We start from the raw sequence: 15,712 nt of genomic DNA on the forward strand, positions 1-15,712 counted from the left end.
GATGCGGCCGCCTTCCGACTGGCTCGAAACCCTGCCCAAGGATCGGCTCATGGCCGAAATGTCGCTGTGGTCGGCCGATCTCGCCAGGCTTGGTGCGGAGATTGCTCGGATCGACCCCTTCACCGACATCTACCATATCGACGTCGCGGACGGCCATTTCTCGCCCGCTTTGCTGTTCTTCCCTGATCTTGTCGCCGTTTGCCGCCGCTGTTCGGCAAAACCGCTGCATATCCATTTGATGGCAGCAGATGCCATCCTCGAGGCCCAGATCCGCCAGTTCGCCGATGCCGGCGTCGATGCGATCAGCATTCATGCGGAGAATGGAAATCTCGAGGCAGGCCTCGACCTCATCGACCGTCTCGGGCTCGTCCCCGGTATCGTGCTGCAATTGCAAACACCAATTGCGGCCGCAGCCTCCTTTATCGAGCGCATCGGCCTGCTGACGCTGCTCGGCACGCGGATAGGGGCCAAGGGCCAGACGCTCGACCCGCAAGCCGAAAGCCGGCTCGGCGAGGCGCGCGCGCTGATCGCGAACCGGAGTGCGGCGGGCCGCATCCTGCTGTGCGCCGACGGCGGCATCCGCGAGCATACGGTGCCAAATCTTGCCCGGGCCGGCGCCCAGACCGTTGTCATGGGCTCGCTTGCCTTCGAGGCGACGGATCTGGTTCAACGCATGGCCTGGCTACACGCGCAACCGGTGGAACGATAAGAGGCCCGCATGAAGGACGATTTCACCATAGGTCTCGATCTCGGCGGCACGCAGGTTCGTGCAGCGCTGGTGCGAGCCGGCAAGGTTCTGGCGCGCACGGCGGTACGGACGGATGTCAGCGGCCCGGACGTGGTGATGCGTCAGTTTGGCGCGCTTGTCGAAGAGGTGTCGCAGGCGGCAGGCGGTGCGCCGATCCGCGCTGTCGGCATGTGCGCGCCGGGCCCGCTCGATACTGTGAGCGGCATTATCGACCATATTCCGACCCTTCCCGGCTGGGAGCAATTCCCCTTGCGCGACCGTCTGTCTGAGATTTTTGGCCTCCCGGCCATTGTCGAGAATGACGGCATCGCCGCCGCCTTCGGCGAATGGCAGCATGGTGCGGCGCGCGGGCTCGATCATCTCGTCTATGTCACGGTCAGCACCGGCATCGGCGGTGGCGTTGTCGTCGATGGCCGGCTGATGCACGGCGCGCGTGGGATGGGCGGCCATGTCGGCCATTTCACATTGGTTGCGGAAGGGCCGGTCTGCTCCTGCGGCCGCGTCGGCTGCTTCGAAGCGGTTGCCGCCGGGACGGCCTTCGGCAAGCGCTCCCGTGCGGCCGCGGCCGGAAATCCTCGCTCCTATCTCGGCAGGATAGCCGCGCGCGAAACGGTCGAGGGTCGCCACGCCGTGGAGGGCGCGCGGGCAGGCGATGCCACCTGCCTCGCCCTCGTTGCCGAGGAGGCAGATTTGCTCGGCTCGGGTTTCGCCAGCCTGCTGCATCTCTACAGCCCGCAAATGATCGTCATGGGCGGCGGCGTATCGGTCGCTTTCGACCTGCTCGAACCCGGCATCCGCGCGCGCATCCGCAAGGACGCCATGGCGCCCTTCCGCGAGGTGCCGGTCGTGCCTGCAATGCTCGGCGACGACGCCGGCCTCGTTGGGGTGGCCGATCTGGCCCTTATCAAGCAGGGCTAGGATAGGCTCGTGCCCAACAGCGGTGAAAAACGCTTGCCGAAACACATCGGCGGGTGCGAACGCCAAGGCACTTTGTGAACTCTGCGACACGACGTGCGGGTAAGCGGCGACTAACAGATCTGCAGACGGAGCACCATCGCGACCGTCTTGCCTCACCACACAGACCTTCCTTTGCTCACTGATTGACTTTCCCCTAAGTAATGGTATTTTTGAGAAAGAGATCGATCTCATTTCCAGGGAGGAGAGAAAATGAGCCGTTTTCGTCGTCTTTTTGCTATTGCCGCGATGTCCACTGTCGCGTTCGCCGCCACTGTCGCTCAGGCGCAGGAAAAGCTGACCGTCGCCTTTATTCCGGGTATCGCATCAGATCCGTTCTTCCTGGCGATGGAGAAGGGTGCGCGTGCCGCCGCTGAAAAGCTCGGTATCGAGCTGATCTGGCAGGGCAGTGCGTCCGAATATTCGCCGCAGAGCCAGTTGCCCTTCGTCGATGCCGCATTGGCGCAGGATATCGACGCCCTCATCCTCGTGCCGACCGACCCGGATTCGTTGCAGCCGAGCGTCCAGCGCGCGGAAGCCGCAGGCATCCCGGTCATCACGGTCGATACGACCGTCACCGACCAGGCCTATCTCACGTCTCACATCACCGGCGACAATGTCGACGGCGGCAGGCAGGCCGCCAAGACGCTTGCCGAGCAGATCGGCGGTGAGGGCAAGGTTTTCATCATGTCCGGTTCGCCGAGCGCCACGACAAACACCCTGCGCGAACAGGGGTTTCGCGAGGAGCTGGCGGCGAACTATCCGAAGATAGAGATCGTCGGGCGTGAATATGCCAACAGCCAGCCGGCGAATGCGACCTCGGCCATCAACACCGTGCTGCTCAACCATCCCGACCTCGTCGGCATCTTCGCCATCGATGGCACGAGCGGTACCGGGGCGGTCGCAGCACTTCGCAACAGCAACGTGGTCGGCAAGGTAAAGCTCGTCGGCTACGACGCCTATAAGGCCCAGGTCGATGCGCTCCAGGAAGGCGTGTTCACCGCGCTCGTCGCCCAGCAACCAGCGAGAGAGGCGGAACTGGCGCTGGAATATGCGAAGGCCAAGGTCACGGGCGAGGGGGCGGACAAGATCGAGAAATCGGTCGTCATCCCGAACGTCGTCATGACCAAGGACAATTTCGCGGAAACCGGCTCGTCCATCTATTCCGACTGAGCTCGGTCCTCCCAGCAAGCAAAAGAAGATGTCACGCGATATGGAAGCGCAAGCCCGGCCGCATTGGCTGAAAACAGTGATGGTGAGGCAGGATGTCATCCTGCTTCTCCTCTTCTGCATCATGATCGCCGCATTCTCGGCGGCAAATCCCCGGTTCTTCTCGATCCGGGCGATGGCCAATGTGTTGCAGGACTTTTCCCCCGTGGTGTTGATGGCGATCGGCCAGACCTTCGTCATCGCCTCGCGTGGCATCGACCTGTCCGTCGGCTCGGTCCTCGGCCTTGCCGGCGTTTCCATGGCGCTGGTCATCCGCGCTGCCAATGAAGGCGGCGTCGATCCGTGGCTGGCGATCACGCTCGGCATGGCGGTGGCGATCGGTGTCGGCGTCGTCGTCGGCTTAATCAACGGCCTGCTGATCACCTATTGCGGGCTCGTTCCCTTCGTCGCCACGCTCGCAACGATGGGCGCGGCAGCCGGCATGAGCCTGGTTTTGACCGGCGGCACGCAGATCGCCGGCGCGCCAAAGGAGGTGATCCTGCTCGGCAACGCCACCTATCTCGGCGCGCTGACGGTGCCGGTCATCGCGGTCTTCGTGATCATCATACTGTCCTGGGCCTTCCTGTCGCGGGCGCGTTTCGGCCGCTGGACCTACGCGATCGGCTCCAACCCCTTTGCCGCGCGCGGTGCCGGCATTTCCGTGGATCGACATCTGATCAAGATCTACCTGATCTCCGGTACCCTTGCAGCACTTGCCGGTGCCTTCGTCTATTTCCGCCTCGGCTCGGGATCGCCCTTGTCGGGTCGCGGCGGGGAGCTCAATGCCATCGCCGCGACCGTGATCGGCGGCGTCAGCCTGCAAGGCGGCACGGGCAAGCTCTCGGGCGTCGTGGTCGGTGCGCTGATCACCACCGCAGTGCTGAGTGGCCTCATCCTGATCGGTGTCCAGCCCAACTGGCAGCAGATCGTCGTCGCCGCGCTGATTGCGCTCGCCGTCGGCGTGCAGGGGCTCGGTGCGAGGGGAGGCCGCCGATGACAGCGCTTTATGAAGTGCGCGGCGTGGGAAAACGCTATGGCGGCGTGGTTGCGCTCGACCACGTGGATTTCGCGTTGAATGCCGGCGAAGTCGTCGGCCTTGTCGGCGACAACGGGGCGGGCAAGTCGACGCTGGTCAAGGTGCTTTCGGGCGCCCATGAGCCGGACAGCGGCGAGATCTATCTCGACGGAGAGCGCCGCAGCTGGAAATCGCCGCACGACGCGCTCGAAGCCGGCATCGAGACGCTCTACCAGGATTCCGGCATCGCGCCGGACCTGACGGTTGCCGCCAACGTCTTTCTCGGGCGCGAGATCCTTCGCAAGGACCTGCTTGGAAGGTTCGGGTTTCTCGACGAGGCGGCGATGCGCAAGCAGGCGCATGCCGAGCTGGAGCGTGTCGGCATCGCGGTGCCGGCGACGAGCCGGCCGGTATCGCGCCTTTCCGGCGGGCAGCGTCAGGCGGTGGCGATAGGCCGGGCGGTCGCCTGGGCCAACAAGGTGATCATCCTCGACGAGCCGACCAACCATCTCGGCGCCCGCCAGGCCGGCGAGGTGCTGGAAGTCATCCGACAAGCCAAAGCCAAGGGGTTCGGCGTCATCTTCATCTCGCACACGCTGCCGCATGTGTTGGATGTGACCGACCGCATCACCGTGCTGCGCCTCGGCCGTGTGGTCGCGGATGCGCCCTCTTCCAGTTTCACGCCTGACAGCCTTTTGAAGGCGATCACCGGCCTTTCGCAAGCCTAGAGGACATTTTCATGCTGCTTCAAGTCGCGCTCGACAAGCCCGAGCATTTCGGAATCCTGCCCGCCCTCAGAGGCGTGGCTGATATCATCGAGGTGGGTACGCCGGTTCTCAAACGCTTCGGCGTGGCCGCGATCACCACGGTGCGCGAACTGTGCCCGGACGTGCCCGTGCTTGCCGACACCAAGACCGTCGATGGCGGCGCCTTCGAGGCCAACATGGTGTTCAGCGCCGGCGCGTCCTTCATGACGGTGCTGTCCTGCGCCTCGCAAGCCACTTTCGAGGCCGTTGGCGCCGTTGCCACCACTTTCGGCGCAAATGTCATCATCGATACGATTACCGAGTCCGGCAAGCCTGTTCTGCTGCGCCCCGATATCTGCCTACCGGAAAGTTTCGCCTATGTTGCCGTGCATTCGCCGACCGACGCACGGCTCGCGGGCGATACCTCGACCAGCCATATCGAAGCCGTCGCGGCCATGCACGCGCGTGGCTTCCGCGTGTCGCTTGCCGGCGGCATCGGCCCGGCGACGCTCGACGCCGTCATCGTGGTCAAACCCGAAATTCTGGTGGTCGGCAGTGCGATCACCGAATCTGACAATCCAGGAAAGGTAGCATCATGGATCAAGGAACGTCTGCCCGAGCCGGAGCTTGGCTGGCCGTGGGACAGGAAATAGCCGAACTGCTTGAGCGCATCGATCCGGCCGCCTTTGCGGCTGTCGTGGAGGCCTTTGGCGATCCCAGCCGGCGATGGTTCTTTTCCGGCCAGGGCCGTTCGGGGCTCGCGGCCCAGATGTCCGCCATGCGCTTCATGCATCTCGGCCGAAACGTGCATTTCGTCGGCGAGGTGACGGGGCCGTCCATCCGCAAGGGCGACGGGCTGCTCATCATCTCTGGGTCCGGCGAGACGCCCGTCAGCCTGAGCTACGCAAAGATCGCAAAGGCCGAGGGCGCCACGGTGGTGACCCTGACGCACAAGCCGAAGGGCTCGCTTTCGCAGATCGCCGACGTCGTCCTGCCGGTGCCGGTCGTGGAGACCGCGCAGTTCGGTGGCAGCCTGTTCGAGCAGACGAGCCTGCTGCTGCTGGATGCCGTGGTGCTGGAAATGGCGCGCGCGCTGCCGGATGCCCATGCCACAATGTCTTACAGGCACACCAATCTCCAGTGAGCGCCGGATGCATTCCATCGTCACGATAGGTGACTGTATCATCGACGAAATCCGCTTCGAGACCGAGGACCCGCGTCGCTTCGCCGGCGGCGCGGGCCTCAATCTCGCGGCCGGCGTCGCAAAGCTGGGCTTACCCTCGACCCTCGTCACGCGGGTGGGGCAGGACCGGGAAGGTTATTATCTCCGGCGCTACGCCCGCGATCGGGCTGTGCGCATCATCAATACGCCCAGCGTCGATCCGACCGGCGTTGTGACCTCGACCCGGAAGAATGGCGAGCCGAGCTATGCTTTCGGCCCCGCAATGTTCCGGCGTCGCATCCTGTTCGACGTGGCAGTGAGCGACGCGCTCGCCGACGCCAGCGTCGTTGCCGTCAACTCATTTCCGTTCGACAATGCCGTACAGGCGGCCGCACTTGCTGCGGCATTCCAAAGTACGCCCCGCATCCGCATCGTCGATCCCAATCCGCGCCCGCGCCTGATCCCGGACATTGCACCCTATCGGCAGGGCTTCGAGGCGCTGCTGCCGACGGCGTCTCTGGTCAAGCTCAGCGATGAGGACGTGCAGGTGCTCTACGATGCGGACTGGCAGAAGGTTGCCTCGCATCTCTTCGAGCTTGGCGCCGAGACGCTGCTCTTTTCACATGGCGCACAGGGTGCTCGGGTGGTCGAGCGATCGGGCCTTGCCGTCCATGTGCCGGTGGTCGAGTTGCCAAGCCCGATCGTCGACACGATGGGGGCAGGCGATGCGACGCTCGCCAGTGTCATCGCATCGCTGGCCCGAAACGGCCGGCCGCAATCCGCGTCGAAGTGGCAGGCCTGCCTTTCTGAGGCCATGGTTGTGGCGGCGGCGACCTGCCGGCAGGCCGGAGCCGAGCTTGTTCTGCCCTAATCGTTTGGTCGGCGATTGCGTCGATATTCCACGCGCAGACGCACTTATGTTGTGCTATCGCAGCCGCAAGCGGCAAGAGGGGGACAGGCATGGCGCAAGCGCCGATCGACAAGGCGGCAAGGCTGATCGACGTTGCCGAACGGGCCAATGTCTCGCGCGCCACCGCTGCGCGCGTGCTCGGTGGGTACGGGCTGGTGACGGAGGTGACGCGTCAGCGCGTCATGGCAGCAGCCAACGAACTAAATTACCGCGTCAACGAATTGGCGCGCTCCATGCGCTCCGGGCGTACGTTGACGATCGGCGTCGTCGTCGCCGATATCGCCAACTCCTTCTTCAACAGCGCGATCCGAGCCATCATTGAAACGGCGTCGCGGGCGGGTTACCAGATCCTCGTTTTGAACACGGATGACGATATCGAGCGCGAGCGCAATGCCGTGCGGGTACTGATTGAGAAGCGAGTGGATGGCCTAATCGTCGTGCCCTCTTCACCGGATGAAATCGACCATCTGCTGGTCGAAAGCGAGCCGGAAGTGCCGGTTGTGCTGCTCGACCGCGACGTCAATTCCAGCAAGATCGATTTTGTGACGACGGACGACTTTGAAGCCGCACATACTGCAATCCTGCAATTTGCCAGCGTTGGCCATAACCGGATCGGGCTGCTTGTCGCGACCGCGAATGTAGAGACTCACAGCAGCACCATGCCAGCGCAGGTCGTGACAACAGTACGCAACCGCGTCTGTGGTGCAGAGATGGCGCTTACCGAATGCGGACTTGAGATTCGGTCGGAGTGGATCCGCTACAGCCAAAGCAATATGGACATTGCGCGTGAGGCGGCGATCAACATTCTCAGCCAAGAGACGAGGCCAACGGCCATTCTGGCAACGAACGAGGAAATGGCGCTTGCCGTGGTATCGGCGGCTGGCGACCTCGGCCTTACCATCGGTGTGGATCTCTCGATCATAGGGTTCGACGATGTTCCTTGGGCGCGTGTTTTCAACCCACCGCTCTCTGTAATACGTCGGCCAGTCGCACAACTGGGTGCGATGGCGGTGGAATTCCTTTTGAAGAAGATTGAAGATCCCACCGTTAGCCGCTCTCAAAAACTACCGGCGGAACTTGTAGCGCGCCGATCAGTCGGGCCACCTCCGTAAGCACGCGAATTGGTGGTCTCGCCACAGGCGGCCGAGAATGCGCGCTTCGGAACTCCGATCCGCGCGAAACATCAGGTCCCTTTTTATTGAGAACATGTCGCGGTAAAGCATCGACGCGCGCTGGATTGTAGCGACATTCCAGGCGCTTGCGGATCAAAAGCGCCACGTTTTACGAATGTGGCGCTGCAAAATCGAGCAGGGGCGCCTCCGCTCCAAGCGATAGTAGCCCAGTCGACGGCACGGGCGCCACGGCCCTTGCCGTCGGCCTCGCCCCCGGCGCATGGCGTTCCCTCGATTTGTCGCTGCCGACGAGTTCGAACACCCGAAACTCCTTTGGCTTCCGTGCGTTACTGGACTGTTACAATGACGGACGGCAGGGGCAGGCATGAATGCAGATTCTGGAGCGACCGATCCGAAAGGGCGCAACGCGGACGCACCTGGCGAAATCCCCGCGCTGGGACTTCGCGATGTGGCATGGCGGCTCTATGACAGCCTCGCCTCTGACCGGATTCTGTTGATCTCAGCCGGCGTGACTTTCTATCTGCTTCTGTCGATCTTTCCCGCCATCAGCGTGTTCGTATCGCTCTATGGGCTGGTCGCCGATCCCGCATCTGTCATCGACCGCTTGTCCTTCTTCGGGTCGGCTATGCCTGAACAGGCATTTGAACTGATCCTTGGGCAATTGCGGAGCCTGACCTCTGCGCCGCCGGCGAGCCTTTCCCTGACATTGCTCGGCAGTCTCGCGATTGCACTTTGGTCCGCCAACGCCGGGCTGAAGGCGCTGTTCGAGGCGATGAACGTCGCCTATGGTGAGAACGAGAAACGCGGCTTGATCCGGCTTAACCTCACCTCCCTTTTCTTCACATTCGCCAGTCTTGCTCTCGTCGTGTTAATCATCACGCTCGCTGGCGTCGTTCCGGCGATCCTGAACTACCTCTGGCTCGGTAGATGGACAGAACTGATCATCCGCCTGGCGCGTTGGCCGCTGCTGCTGGGGTTGATCGGCGCCGCGATCACAGCGCTCTATCGACTTGGACCAAGCCGGGAACCCGCAAAGCTGCGTTGGCTGAGTTGGGGCGCGGTCTTCTCGACTTTCGCTTGGCTTGCTGCCGCCCTCGCCATCACTTTCTATCTCGGGCACATCGCCGACTACAACGCAACCTACGGTGCTCTAGGCGCCTCGATCGGCTTCATGGTCTGGGTCTGGGTATCCGTTATCATCGTCATCCTCGGCGCTGAACTCAACGCCGAACTAGAACACCAGACGGCACGCGACAGCACCACCGGTCCGCCGCAGGAGATGGGTCGCCGCGGGGCGTACATGGCCGACACGATCGGCGAGGAGGCCTGATCAGTTATGAAAGACCAGGACCTTACAATCCGCGCTACCTGTACGGATCTCGTGTATGGATTGAAACAGCATGGGCAAAATCCTCAGGGGGACGATGTTCGTTCCCGGAGGCTTCGGATGGCCCAAGATATCCCAATAGACGACAGTTCCGCGTCCGCCTGATCGATCCGCGCGATGTCGCGCCGATGGTGTCTTGCTGGCCTCCGACGAAGCGCGCATGGTGTCTGGCGGCACCTACTCGATAGCCGCCGGGTACAGCGCCAACATCCTGAGCTGACGAGCGTGCAGGTGCAGTTTTTGTAACTCTAGAACGGCGAGGCCGTCAGCAGCACCGCGACGGGCACGCTGATCACCGATGCGGCTAGCGCTATCATCGATACCGACTTGATCAATTGCGCCCGCCGCGCACGGCCCGCATCCCATTCATACGCCATACTCGTGTCCTCCGGGCGAGCAATGAAGCATTCGCGCCGTCAGGAGTCCAGCCCGCTCTTGCGGCTCCACAGGAGGGGAAAATCGCTATAATCAGGTCCGGCGTTGCGGGCGACGAAACCTACCGGCAGAAGCGGCGTTGTCTGGTCTATGGCAACTCATTCCAAGGTGACGATGGTGAACCAAAGCACGACAACGAGAGACGGTGAGCTGCACAGCATCATCGATGAGAAGTTGACCGCTTTCATGCGCGAGATGCAGGAGGCTGGCTGGGGCGCCGAGGACGTCGCCTTCGCGATTGACGTCGTCTTGAGGGAAAGGTGGATCGATCGGGCCCTGGCGCATCGAGCCGCCCGCGAAGAGCTCCCGAAAGACTTTGTCTCCGATGGAAATGAAGGCTGACCCATCTCGGCGTATTCGAAAGGAATGATCATGGCAACAAGGTTTCAGGTTATCGCGCTGAGCTCGGTGGACCCCTTCGGAGAGGACCGGCGTGACGAGCCGACACTGCTCTACCCCGACGCGTTGAAGACCGCGCAAGCGTTGAAGGCTCAGGGAAAGGCGTTTCGCGTCTTTACAGATGGAGTTTCGACCGATGACCAGTGGCGCGCGTTCCGCGAGCTCGGCGGCGTGGAATAGCTGACGTTCCATCGTTTGAGGTATCAGCCGTGCCCGTACCAGGTATATGTTCCATCGTCCTGGAGGGGCGTGCGCGCATGTCTGCGCTGGAACCGTCTCTCCGCGATCGACGACGCCTTGCCCAGGAGATTGCACAGCCGACGGGTGTCTTCGTCGACCTGGCGAAGAACGTCCTCCAGCACGTTCGCTGCCGTTGTGCGCGTTGGACCGACGTTCGTCGCACAGGCCGGCGTCACGGAGATGCGCGTTCCGACGCGGTCCTGGAACTGGGCGAGGACATGACCGGCGGACGACAGCGCCTCTCGCACGTCGCCGCGTGCCTCCGTGGCGATCACGAGCCTGAAAGCGCTGATGAGAGAAGACTTACTTGCCGGCAGGCAACGCGCGTCGAGAATGTCCTTTCCCGGCCGCTCCAGCCGCAGAAAGTTCAGAAAGGTTTGGACGAGGTCGTGCGCCTTGGCGAGGATTTCGGTGTCCGACCATTTGGTCTCGGGATCGGATGGGTTTCCATATGCTCTGGCCACGCACTGTTCTCCGGTTTCGAACAGGTAATGTCGATGGACAGCAAAAGGTTTCGAGCAGCATGTCGATGCAGATCCGGTCGATCTGGATCGGGCATCCGACTTGTTTGGCTCAAAATGAGCGTTAGCTCTCTCGGAGTGACAACGCGGCGCCAGCAGGCGCAGCGCATTTGGGGTGACAGGTGAAAAGCATCGAGGACTTCGTCGTCTTGCCCGGGGACGTGCACACCCTTTCCGAGGGCGAGAAGCTCCGCCTCTCGGCCGCGCCTATGTCACAATACGGGAAGGCTGGCGAGTGCTGAGAGCTGACCTTCGTCCCGTCGCGAAGCGGGCCACATGACGGAACGGCCGAAACGTGGACGAAGACATCCGTTCCGCCGTTGTCCGGCGTGATGAAGCCAAAGCCCTTGTCTTGGGTGAAAAACTTGACCGTGCCGGTTGGCATGTAAGCCGTCATAGACGGAACGGCGGGAGCGCCGCGCCGACCATATTCGTCGCCGATCTTGATCGCAACCACGCTGCTGATGCGTGCACGGAACAACGATGGCGCAGGTGTGTTTTCATGTCGGCGCCGGCAAACCATTCTCGGGTGCCGTGAGCATCGACGTCGCGGGAGACAAACGCAATGACCGATATACGAGCGAAGGGCTTCGACAGCCCGGCCCAGCTGCGCGAACATCTCGCCGAGCTGGAGGAGGAGAGCCCTGCCGAGGATTCGGGCGTTGCAGACGAGAAACCTATCTCGGCAGAGCAGCAGATTGCAGCCCTTCGGCAGGAATTGGCCGATCTGCGCGCTCGGGTGGCCTTAATTCGAAAGCAGACCGACGGGATGGGTGCGCGGCCTTCGCGAGGTGACGTACACCCATGGCTCAGGGTTCTGGCCACGGCCACCACGACCTATCTCCTCGGCCGGCTCGTGTAGCGTCTCCGTCTCGGCGCGCCCGGCGCGGCAGCCGTGCCGATGATCTCCTCGCAGATCGATCGCAGGATCTGGTGAGGCGCGTCATGGCTGACAAGCTCTCGACCTAAAAGAAGAAGCGGGATTTCAAGCAGGCGCAGGAGCCGAGTGGCTCGACGACCGTCAAATCCTCGAACCGCCTGCGTTTTATCATCCAGAAGTACGACGCCACACGCCTGCATTACGATCTCCGCCTTGAACTGGACGGCGTGTTCAAATCTGTCGATCCTAATCTGCATCTCAACGCAATCAAGGTAAAGACGTGGGATTTCAGGTTGAGGAAAGAAACGTCGCTGGTTCGTATCCGTCCAAGAGCCTTTCGCCCTTCGATAATCAACGTCGAGTGGTTGTCAGCGGATCCGGGTACTTTGCTAGCGCTCGTGGACAAAGGGTATCCTAACTGCTGCGATGGTGACGAAGCCAAGGTAGGATTTCTTGGTCTTGCCATAGAGGGTAGCAACGCGCCGCCAGTTCTTGAGCTTGTTGAAGAGCCGTTCGATCTGGTTGCGCCATTTGTACTTGGCTTTGTCGTGCGGGATCGGCTCGCGCCTGTTGCTTTTTGATGGGATGACAGCCTCGACCCTGGCACTGGCGATTTCGTCGCGAATGGCTTCGGCGTCGTAACCCTTGTCGGCGAGGAAAGCCTCGATCCGATCGGAGATCATGCGGAACAAGGGCGCAAAGCCTTGGGTATCATGCGTTTGCCCGGGTGTCAGGACGAAGCCGAGCGGTCGACCTTTCGCATCGCAGCGGGCATGGATTTTAGTGGTGAAGCCGCCGCGCGATCGACCAAGCGCCTCGGTCTCCTGAGTCCGCTTTTATGCCGCCCGCACAATGATGCGCCCGGACAATTGTGCTGTCGGTCATGTCGGCGCTTCGATCCCGCCCGACCAGTTCAGCCAGAGTTTCGAGCATTGCTTCGAACGCACCGGTCTCGACCCAGCGTCGATATCGGCGGAAGACACTGTACCACTTGCCGTATTCATCAGGCAGGTGTCGCCATTGTGCACCCGTGCGCGCCATCCACATCATGCCTTCGAAATAGCGCCTATTGTCCTGAGCAGGGCGGCATCCGCGTCCTTGCTCGAGGGGAAGAAGCGGGCCGATCACCGCCCACTCCTCGTCCGTCAAACCGATCCGTTCACCCAAGTCTACCTCCAAATGAAAGCCTTGAATCAAAAACCGATCCCACAGTAAGCCTTTGTCCACGAGCGCTAGTAAACAAGCAGCGTCATTATAGTGCTTGCTGGAGCTCTCCGGGCTCTGACTACAACTCGGAATCTCTACCGCACTGTGAATCGCATGAATTTTCTTCTGTGAGCTCAGCTGCTAGAAGCTTCGACGAAAAAGATTGATATGACACCGGCCGAAGGAAGCGTGCTATCGCCAGGCTTCCGACGGAGGTCGCCCGGGAATCCGAGGTTGCAGGAAAGGGGCCGCCGTGAACCATGGCATGGCAAACCTCGACGCCGGTTCCAAACCCGTTGAGGATCAGGCGGCCTGCTTTCCGCTCGAACAGCGGGATGAAGCGGCGGGCTTCCTCATAGTCGCCTTCGTCCGCATGCATCGAGATCGTAAGCTGGCCTTCGAGCGCGGAAACGACCGCCCGCAATTCTCCAACAGTTGCGCACCGCACCACAAGCGTGGCCGCGCCGAAGACCTCTTCGTGTAGTTCCTTATGGGCGAGGAAGTTTGCGGCATCCGTCTCAAAGGCAGCTGCCTGGCCCTGAAAATTGTTGCCCGGAGCACCCTTGGCGATCATTTTGACAAAAGGGTTCGCTTCCAGCGCCTCGATGCCGTCGCGATAGCTCTTGCAAATCCCGGGCGTCAGCATTGTTGCAGCTTGCGACTGCTTCAGCGTGTCCGCCAGAGATGCCGTGAACGCGGCATAGCCGCTGTCCTCCAATACGATGACGAGGCCTGGATTGGTGCAAAACTGGCCTGCGCCCAGCGTCAAGGCGGCCACCAGGTCCCGGCCGATCTCGCCCCCTCGCGCCGCGAGCGCTTTTGGGAAGACAACAACGGGGTTGATGGAACTCATTTCCGCGTAGACTGGAATGGGTTCCGGTCTCGACGCCGCGATTTGCATGAATGCGGTTCCGGCCCGTCGCGAGCCGGTGAAGCCCACGGCCTTGATGCGATGATCGGCGACCAGCGCCTGCGAAATCTGCCGGCCGGTGTCGAATAGCAGCGAGAAGGTGCCTTGCTGCAAGCCGCAGTCTCGAACGGCGTTCTGGACGGCTTGGCCGACCAGTTCGGATGTGCCGGGGTGGGCGGAGTGGGCTTTTACAATGACCGGGCAACCTGCGGCCAGCGCGGAGGCCGTATCGCCTCCCGCGACCGAAAAGGCCAAGGGAAAGTTCGAGGCACCGAACACAGCCACCGGACCGAGCCCGATATGCCGAAGACGGATATCGGGACGGGGCGCCGGCGTGCGTTCGGGAAGCGCCTTGTCGATGCGGATGTCGAGGTATCCGCCGTCGCGGAGCACAGAAGCAAAAAGCCTCAATTGACCGACCGTTCTGCCGCGTTCGCCTTCCACTCTCGCCCGCGGCAGGCCGCTTTCTGCCATGCAGCGTTCTATCAGCTCGTCGCCGATGGCAAGAATGTTATCCGCGATCCGTTCCAGGAAGCGGGCGCGGTCATCCGGGGTCGTCTCCCGGTAGGCGTCGAAAGACGATGCCGCCAATGCGCAGGCATCCTCCAGATCCCCGAGTTCGGCGCCACCAAAACCTGGTTGGAGCCGCTCGCCGGAGGCGGCTTCGACGCCCCAGAGTTGGCTATTTCCGCCGCGACGGTTCTCAAGCCCGATCAGAAGCTCACCGGTGATGGTCATGTAGTCTCCAGATGTTCGGCAATGTCGCGCAGGATAAATCCACGCGTAAACCCTCGCCCGGCATATGGCGGGCGAGGGGCGTCTGCTCGGATGAAATCAAGCGGCCTTCTTGGCGCGCCCCGCGAGAACGGCGATTGCATGTTTCACGGTCGAGACAACGAAATCACGCTCAGCGCCGACGAGCGGCAGCCGGGGAGCGCGGGTCCATTCCGGAGCGCCGTAGACGAGGTTCTCGGCGAGCTTGATGTACTGGACAAGCTTGACATGCGTATCGAGATGGAACGACGGCGTCAGGATCCTGTAAAGGGCGCGCGCTTCGGCATAACGGTCTTCAGCGCAAAGGTTGAAGAGTTCGACACATTCGGCGGGCCAGACATTCGTCATGCCGGAAACCCAGCCGGTCACGCCAAGCGCAGAGCTTTCGACGATCAGGTCGTCGACACCACAGAAGATGCTGAAACGATCGCCGAAAGCCACATACATGTCGGTGACGCGGCGGATGTCGCCGGTCTCTTCCTTGATGCACACGATCTCCGGCACATCGACAAGATCCTTGAGAACATCGACGGTGCAGTCGACGCCGTACGCGATCGGGTTGTTGTAGATCATGATCGGCAGCGACGAGGCGCTGGCGATGCCCTTGTACCATTCGACGGTTTCACGGTTGTCCGTCTTATAGCCAAGGCTCGGGAATACCATGAGGCCCTGCGCTCCGAAGGATTCGTAGAGCTTCGCGTTCTTCTTCGCATTTTCCAGCGTGATTTCGGCGAGGCCGGAAAGGACGGGAACACGACCTTTCACCACATCGACGGCGGCCCGAATGACGGCTTCGCGCTCTTCCATGCTCATCGATGCATTTTCACCGAGCATCGGGAGAACGATAACGCCCGAAACGCCTGATTTCACGAGGCGGTCGATGCTCGCCTTGGTCTGCTCGATATCGACCTTGCCGTCCTGTGTCAGCTTTGTCGTCACTGCCGGAAAAACGCCTGTCCACTTCGCCATAGTCTAACCATCCTGTCCTGTTGGTCTTAAAAGAAAGATTGGATCCAATCTACAATCAAACAATCATGCTGTCCACTCCGCCCTTGAAACTTTTTTTGGCCCGTCAGGTTTCAG

The 15,712-nt window shown here is 61.8% G+C and carries 17 protein-coding genes and 3 pseudogenes; 14 read left to right on the forward strand and 6 right to left on the reverse strand.

Features of this window, described 5'->3' with window-relative positions:
• Position 1 precedes the first annotated feature (1 nt).
• The 10 genes from AC1Q6Z_RS25805 (at position 2) to AC1Q6Z_RS25850 (ending at position 9,207) form a co-directional block, all read left to right on the forward strand.
• Complete coding sequence (locus tag AC1Q6Z_RS25805; RefSeq protein ID WP_492649878.1) at positions 2 to 709, forward strand: ribulose-phosphate 3-epimerase; 708 nt, start codon at positions 2 to 4, stop codon at positions 707 to 709.
• A 9-nt stretch (positions 710 to 718) separates the two neighbouring features.
• Positions 719 to 1,666: an ROK family protein gene (locus tag AC1Q6Z_RS25810; RefSeq protein ID WP_492649750.1), complete on the forward strand. Its 948-nt coding sequence runs from the start codon at positions 719 to 721 to the stop codon at positions 1,664 to 1,666.
• Positions 1,667 to 1,915: 249 nt separating this feature from the next.
• Positions 1,916 to 2,875, forward strand: coding sequence for an ABC transporter substrate-binding protein (locus AC1Q6Z_RS25815; protein ID WP_492649751.1), 960 nt, complete (start codon positions 1,916 to 1,918; stop codon positions 2,873 to 2,875).
• 28 nt (positions 2,876 to 2,903) lie between these two features.
• Positions 2,904 to 3,908, forward strand: a complete 1,005-nt coding sequence (locus AC1Q6Z_RS25820) for an ABC transporter permease (protein ID WP_492649752.1) — start codon at positions 2,904 to 2,906, stop codon at positions 3,906 to 3,908.
• Positions 3,905 to 4,654 (forward strand): ATP-binding cassette domain-containing protein, encoded by a 750-nt coding sequence (locus AC1Q6Z_RS25825; RefSeq protein ID WP_256119950.1) that lies wholly within the window; start codon positions 3,905 to 3,907, stop codon positions 4,652 to 4,654. The genes AC1Q6Z_RS25820 and AC1Q6Z_RS25825 overlap by 4 nt, the downstream gene beginning before the upstream one ends.
• Before the next feature lie 11 nt (positions 4,655 to 4,665).
• Complete coding sequence (locus tag AC1Q6Z_RS25830; RefSeq protein ID WP_492649753.1) at positions 4,666 to 5,325, forward strand: orotidine 5'-phosphate decarboxylase / HUMPS family protein; 660 nt, start codon at positions 4,666 to 4,668, stop codon at positions 5,323 to 5,325.
• Positions 5,310 to 5,816, forward strand: a complete 507-nt coding sequence (locus tag AC1Q6Z_RS25835; RefSeq protein WP_492649754.1) for an SIS domain-containing protein — start codon at positions 5,310 to 5,312, stop codon at positions 5,814 to 5,816. The genes AC1Q6Z_RS25830 and AC1Q6Z_RS25835 overlap by 16 nt, the downstream gene beginning before the upstream one ends.
• A gap of 7 nt (positions 5,817 to 5,823) precedes the next feature.
• Positions 5,824 to 6,705, forward strand: a complete 882-nt coding sequence (locus AC1Q6Z_RS25840) for a PfkB family carbohydrate kinase (protein WP_492649755.1) — start codon at positions 5,824 to 5,826, stop codon at positions 6,703 to 6,705.
• An 89-nt stretch (positions 6,706 to 6,794) separates the two neighbouring features.
• A complete protein-coding gene (locus AC1Q6Z_RS25845) occupies positions 6,795 to 7,856 on the forward strand; it encodes a LacI family DNA-binding transcriptional regulator (protein ID WP_492649756.1) in 1,062 nt (353 codons plus the stop codon).
• A gap of 385 nt (positions 7,857 to 8,241) precedes the next feature.
• Positions 8,242 to 9,207, forward strand: a complete 966-nt coding sequence (locus tag AC1Q6Z_RS25850; protein WP_492649757.1) for a YihY/virulence factor BrkB family protein — start codon at positions 8,242 to 8,244, stop codon at positions 9,205 to 9,207.
• Between the two features lie 305 nt (positions 9,208 to 9,512).
• Here the strand turns inward: AC1Q6Z_RS25850 and AC1Q6Z_RS25855 are convergent, their stop codons facing one another.
• Positions 9,513 to 9,641, reverse strand: a complete 129-nt coding sequence (locus AC1Q6Z_RS25855; RefSeq protein WP_492649758.1) for a hypothetical protein — start codon at positions 9,639 to 9,641, stop codon at positions 9,513 to 9,515.
• A gap of 148 nt (positions 9,642 to 9,789) precedes the next feature.
• Between AC1Q6Z_RS25855 and AC1Q6Z_RS25860 the strand changes: the two genes are divergently transcribed.
• Both AC1Q6Z_RS25860 and AC1Q6Z_RS25865 read left to right on the forward strand, forming a co-directional pair.
• Positions 9,790 to 10,041 carry a hypothetical protein gene (locus AC1Q6Z_RS25860; protein ID WP_492649759.1) on the forward strand — a complete coding sequence of 84 codons (252 nt, stop codon included), beginning with the start codon at positions 9,790 to 9,792 and terminating at the stop codon, positions 10,039 to 10,041.
• A 30-nt stretch (positions 10,042 to 10,071) separates the two neighbouring features.
• On the forward strand, positions 10,072 to 10,278 hold the full coding sequence (locus tag AC1Q6Z_RS25865; RefSeq protein ID WP_256119959.1) for a hypothetical protein: 207 nt from the start codon (positions 10,072 to 10,074) through the stop codon (positions 10,276 to 10,278).
• A gap of 23 nt (positions 10,279 to 10,301) precedes the next feature.
• Here the strand turns inward: AC1Q6Z_RS25865 and AC1Q6Z_RS25870 are convergent, their stop codons facing one another.
• A complete protein-coding gene (locus AC1Q6Z_RS25870) occupies positions 10,302 to 10,802 on the reverse strand; it encodes a hypothetical protein (RefSeq protein WP_492649760.1) in 501 nt (166 codons plus the stop codon).
• Positions 10,803 to 11,103: 301 nt separating this feature from the next.
• A pseudogene (locus AC1Q6Z_RS25875) lies at positions 11,104 to 11,244 on the reverse strand (cold-shock protein); the annotation flags it as partial.
• A 180-nt stretch (positions 11,245 to 11,424) separates the two neighbouring features.
• Here AC1Q6Z_RS25875 and AC1Q6Z_RS25880 point away from each other — a divergent pair.
• Complete coding sequence (locus AC1Q6Z_RS25880; RefSeq protein ID WP_492649761.1) at positions 11,425 to 11,721, forward strand: hypothetical protein; 297 nt, start codon at positions 11,425 to 11,427, stop codon at positions 11,719 to 11,721.
• Between the two features lie 83 nt (positions 11,722 to 11,804).
• Positions 11,805 to 11,978, forward strand: a pseudogene (locus AC1Q6Z_RS25885) (DNA polymerase ligase N-terminal domain-containing protein); the annotation flags it as partial.
• Between the two features lie 150 nt (positions 11,979 to 12,128).
• Here the strand turns inward: AC1Q6Z_RS25885 and AC1Q6Z_RS25890 are convergent.
• The 3 genes and pseudogenes from AC1Q6Z_RS25890 to AC1Q6Z_RS25900 form a co-directional block, all read right to left on the reverse strand.
• A pseudogene (locus AC1Q6Z_RS25890) lies at positions 12,129 to 12,966 on the reverse strand (IS5 family transposase).
• A 58-nt stretch (positions 12,967 to 13,024) separates the two neighbouring features.
• On the reverse strand, positions 13,025 to 14,593 hold the full coding sequence (locus tag AC1Q6Z_RS25895; protein WP_492649762.1) for an aldehyde dehydrogenase (NADP(+)): 1,569 nt from the start codon (positions 14,591 to 14,593) through the stop codon (positions 13,025 to 13,027).
• Between the two features lie 96 nt (positions 14,594 to 14,689).
• Positions 14,690 to 15,598, reverse strand: a complete 909-nt coding sequence (locus AC1Q6Z_RS25900) for a dihydrodipicolinate synthase family protein (RefSeq protein ID WP_492649763.1) — start codon at positions 15,596 to 15,598, stop codon at positions 14,690 to 14,692.
• Positions 15,599 to 15,712 lie beyond the last annotated feature (114 nt).

This window comes from Shinella sp. GW835-FHT14H05, assembly GCF_058793575.1.